The sequence below is a fragment of the Bradyrhizobium sp. LeoA1Lang genome, from assembly GCF_055413685.1.
This window is the reverse complement of record NZ_JBVAPG010000314.1, coordinates 1-4,218: the sequence shown is the minus strand read 5'-3', so window position 1 is coordinate 4,218 and position 4,218 is coordinate 1. Positions and strand designations below refer to the sequence as shown.

Genomic DNA, 4,218 nt, shown 5'->3' with positions numbered 1-4,218 from the left:
CAGAGGTCCCTTCAGAGGGGAGCACCCAATCATCGCCCAGCGGCAGCGTCAATCACCCCGATCGGGCAATCCAAAGCATTCCGCGCAAGTCAAGGCCGGGCACGGCGATCCTCTCGTGACGCTCACGCTATTGCGAGGGCTGCGCCTTGGCGAAGATGGCTAAGGAGTGGGGCGAGTAGGCGGGAGCCGCGCGTTCAGCGGGTTCATGGCCGCAAAGAAAAAGCCGGCGTTGCCGCCGGCTTTGACCGAGTGATTTGTCTGGTGCTGTTAGTGCGCGGCTTCGAGCGCCGCTTCCTGCTTGGCGATCGTGCCTTTGACGGCCGATTGCACCTTCTCGAAAGCGCGGACCTCGATCTGCCGCACGCGTTCGCGCGACACGCCGAATTCAGCGGCGAGGTCTTCCAGCGTCATCGGCTCGTCCGCGAGGCGCCGCGCCTCGAAGATGCGGCGTTCGCGCGGGTTGAGCACGTTGATGGCGCCGGTCAAAGCCTGGCGGCGATGATCGAACTCTTCGCTCTCCGCCATCAGGGCTTCCGCATTCGGCGCGGTGTCGACCAGCCAGTCCTGCCATTCGCCTGCTTCGCCGTCGTCGCGGATCGGCGCGTTGAGCGACGCGTCCCCGCCAAGACGGCGGTTCATGTCGATCACGTCCTGAGCCGTCACGCCAAGGCGGCTCGCAATCAGCTTCACCTGGTCGGGGTGGAGATCACCCTCGTCCAGAGCGGAGATCTTGCTCTTCGCCTTGCGCAGGTTGAAGAACAGCTTCTTCTGGTTCGCGGTCGTGCCCATTTTCACGAGCGACCAGGAACGCAGGATGTACTCTTGAATCGACGCCTTGATCCACCACATGGCGTAGGTGGCGAGGCGGAAGCCCTTCTCGGGCTCGAACCGCTTCACCGCCTGCATCAGGCCGACATTGCCTTCCGAAACGACTTCGGATATCGGCAAGCCGTAGCCGCGATAGCCCATGGCGATCTTGGCCACGAGCCTGAGGTGGCTGGTGACGAGTTTATGTGCCGCGTCGCGATCGTCGTGCTCGCGCCAACGTTTGGCGAGCATATATTCCTCTTGCGGTTCCAGCATCGGGAACCGACGGATCTCGGCGAGGTATCTAGAAAGACCGGATTCTCCATTGAGAACCGGTAAAGTGGCTGTACGGGCCATACTTGCGCCCTCCAGTGGTTCAGGCCCCCGATAGCGGCGGGCCCGGCAGGCCGCCGCTGTGTTAAAGCCGGCCGGCTTGCGATGTTCCGCGTTGGATATTCAACGCAGGTGCACAATACACCCAATGGGTCGTGATAGGGAAGGATTGCTGACGTCACGTCCGCGTGTGGCTGGTATAACCTATTGTCATATCAATGCTTTTTCAAGGGGTGCGTCATAGCGCCACCCTCAAGGCTGCGTTTCAGGAGAAGCAGATCCTCCGGTAGAGGCGCTTCCCAATGCAAAATTTCCCCGCTCCTGGGATGCTCGATGGTAAGGAGGTACGCGTGGAGTGCCTGGCGGCCGAGAGCGGCCAGCGCGGCCTGTGCCTCGAGCTCCAGATGGCTGGCCTTCGTCTTGAAATGCGGGCCGTAGACCGAATCGCCTAGCAAGGGATGGCCGATATGGGAGAGGTGCACCCGGATCTGATGGGTGCGTCCGGTCTCGAGCCGGCAGGCGAGCAGGGAGGCGACCGGCTTGCCGCGCCCCTGAAACACTTCCTGCAGCTCCCAATGGGTGATCGCCTCGCGACCGCCTTCGCGCACCGCCATCTTCTCGCGAGCATACGGATGACGATCGATCGGCGCGTCGATGGTGCCGCGCTGGCGGTTCGGCACACCCCAGATGAAGGCCATATAGCCGCGCTCCATCTCCCCGGTGCGGCCATGGTCGGCAAATTGCGCGGTCAGCGATTGGTGGGCCTGGTCGTTTTTCGCGACCACCATCAAGCCGGTGGTGTCCTTGTCCAGCCGATGGACGATCCCCGGACGCCGCACGCCGCCGATGCCGGAAAGGCTGGCGCCGCAATGGGCGATCAGGGCGTTGACCAGCGTGCCGCTCTCATGGCCAGCGGCTGGATGCACCACAAGGCCGGCCGGCTTGTCGATGACGATGAGGTCGTCGTCCTCATAGATGATATCGAGCGCGATATCCTCGCCCTTCGGCTCTGGCGGGACTGCTTGGGGAATCTCGACCTCGACCGTGTCGCCTTCGGCGACGTGAAAAGCAGGATCGCGGACGGGAGCGTCCTTCACCGTGACGGAACCGGCCAGGATCAGCGCCTTCAGCCGCGACCGCGACAATTCCGGCAAGCGCGCGGCGAGGACACGGTCGAGCCGCGACGACCCCTCATCGCCCTGAACGACGACGGCCAGCCGTTGGGCGCCAGGGCCGGCACCATGCGGGACATCAGGGCACGGAGCGCCCTGTTCTTCTTCGTTCACGCTTATTTTCTTCGGCAAAACCGGTTTCCACTTCCGCAGATCATGTTTAAAGAGCCGCCCATGACCGACGCAACGATCCCTGAACCGACCCAAGAGCAGGCCGCCCTGATCGCGCGGGTGCGGCGGATGATGCTGATCGCAGGCCTGACCTCGGCGCTGGCAGTGGCCGTGGTCCTCATCGCCGTCGGGTATCGCTTTTACCGCGGGGAGGGAAGCCCTGCCGCCACGATCGACATCACGGCAACCCTGCCGAAGGGCGCCCGCATCGTGTCCACCGGCACCGCCGGCGACCGCCTGGTGGTGACCCTTGATATAGGCGGGGCCACCGAAATCCGCACCTTCGACGCAAAAACGCTGAAACCCGCAGGAAAACTGCGCTTCGTCAGCGAACCCTGAGCCAAGCTCGCTTGCAGTTTTCGGTTTTCGAGGCTATTGCCTGAGACCGCAACGCTCCCTTCGTCTAGCGGTTAGGACGCGGCCCTCTCAAGGCTGAAACAGGGGTTCGATTCCCCTAGGGAGCGCCATTGGCCCGAATGTACACGTCTCTACGACTTGCTACGGTCCATCCGATGATGGCTCAACGCAGTTAAACCGCTCTTCGGTATAGCCCGCTTCGTGGCTGCGTAAGCGAACTGGCGGCCGCCGAATTGTGTACAGACGCAACCCCTCGTGCAACGGTGGAGAAGTAAGGAGCATAGCTCGCTCCGCTTGCACTCGCGTTGGTTCCTGAGCATCTTCCTAGGCGAATGAAGCTGGGGGAGCCTCTTGGCCGCGAAGAAGCCGAAGCCAATTAGCCTCGAACAGGTTGCGCAGGCGGGATGTGGCGATCTGCTTGAGGTTGCCCTGTTCGCTCCTCAGGGCGCGAACGAGCATGACTTTCATCTCGGGGCAGACGTTCGATTTGGGACGATGGTTGTGTCGTCGGAAGACTGGTCCAAGTCCGTGGAAATAGGACTGGCGAGGGCCACTCTTAGCTTGGACCTGACCGGCTGTGAAATTGATCCCTCTGCTCACCGCTTCGGGGATAGGAAGCCTGTGGTTGCGAAGACGCACATCCACCGCATGCAGGCAGCCACTGGGGCCTTCCGTGTAGGAGGAAGTGTCTCGCTTGGTGCATATCTAAAGGGTGGCACGGTCAACACTGGAAAGAACGAAGTAACCGTGAGCGCCGGAGGGTCCAAGGAAAGCAAGGTATCGGCAACAGAAACTCAGGTTGCGGACACGCAAGAAGAGCCGGTGGTTGCCATGTCCGGGAACAGATGGCGTTTTTCCGCAGTAGCGGAAACCTACATGCAATCGCGCTACTCGGGTGAAGAAGCTCTTTGCAAGTTGCGTGTCAATGCGCCCAATATCAGAGTTGAGGGGCGGTTTTCCTTCCAGCCTAAAGATATTGTGATGATAGAAGTGGAAGCGCAGCCAGCGTTCCTCGATCGGTTCAAGAAATCTCCGAACCAGACAGCCATCGCAAAGGTCCTGCTGGCCAAGCACTTGAAAGAGGTCAATCTACTAGCGGACAAGGGCGCTTCGCCATCAATCGTAGGCTGGTGCTCAACATTGCAGGGCGATATCAAGAATGACGAGTGATGCACTCAACGCACTCTTCGCGCTTCTTGAAACGGAAGACGAAGATTTTGCCTCCTTGGTTCGCCGCTTCGGCATTGACCCAGGGAATGTCAGATATTTTGTGTAAGAGACTTCTGTGAAGGGTGAATTGCAGTCGTTTGTTTTATCAGCCGGACATTGGTGTCGATCCCATGGTGGCTAACAGTGGCCGGGCAGCAAGCTCTGTCAA

General features: G+C 60.8%; 4 protein-coding genes and 1 tRNA gene. 3 read left to right on the top strand and 2 right to left on the bottom strand.

Annotated features, from left to right (window positions below; genetic code table 11):
- Positions 1-267: 267 nt before the first annotated feature.
- Both rpoH and ACZYOF_RS42510 read right to left on the bottom strand, forming a co-directional pair.
- Positions 268-1,164, bottom strand: coding sequence for an RNA polymerase sigma factor RpoH (gene rpoH, locus ACZYOF_RS42515; RefSeq protein ID WP_130577186.1), 897 nt, complete (start codon positions 1,162-1,164; stop codon positions 268-270).
- 191 nt (positions 1,165-1,355) lie between these two features.
- The gene (locus ACZYOF_RS42510) at positions 1,356-2,357 is read right to left on the bottom strand and encodes an RluA family pseudouridine synthase (RefSeq protein WP_463719471.1); all 1,002 of its coding nucleotides are present in this window, start codon (positions 2,355-2,357) and stop codon (positions 1,356-1,358) included.
- A 129-nt stretch (positions 2,358-2,486) separates the two neighbouring features.
- Between ACZYOF_RS42510 and ACZYOF_RS42505 the strand changes: the two genes are divergently transcribed.
- The 3 genes from ACZYOF_RS42505 to ACZYOF_RS42495 all read left to right on the top strand — a co-directional run bounded on the left by ACZYOF_RS42505 (position 2,487) and on the right by ACZYOF_RS42495 (position 4,010).
- On the top strand, positions 2,487-2,822 hold the full coding sequence (locus ACZYOF_RS42505; protein WP_463719470.1) for a hypothetical protein: 336 nt from the start codon (positions 2,487-2,489) through the stop codon (positions 2,820-2,822).
- Between the two features lie 53 nt (positions 2,823-2,875).
- Positions 2,876-2,950, top strand: a tRNA-Glu gene (locus tag ACZYOF_RS42500).
- A gap of 241 nt (positions 2,951-3,191) precedes the next feature.
- Positions 3,192-4,010, top strand: coding sequence for a hypothetical protein (locus tag ACZYOF_RS42495; RefSeq protein WP_463719469.1), 819 nt, complete (start codon positions 3,192-3,194; stop codon positions 4,008-4,010).
- Positions 4,011-4,218: the final 208 nt, after the last annotated feature.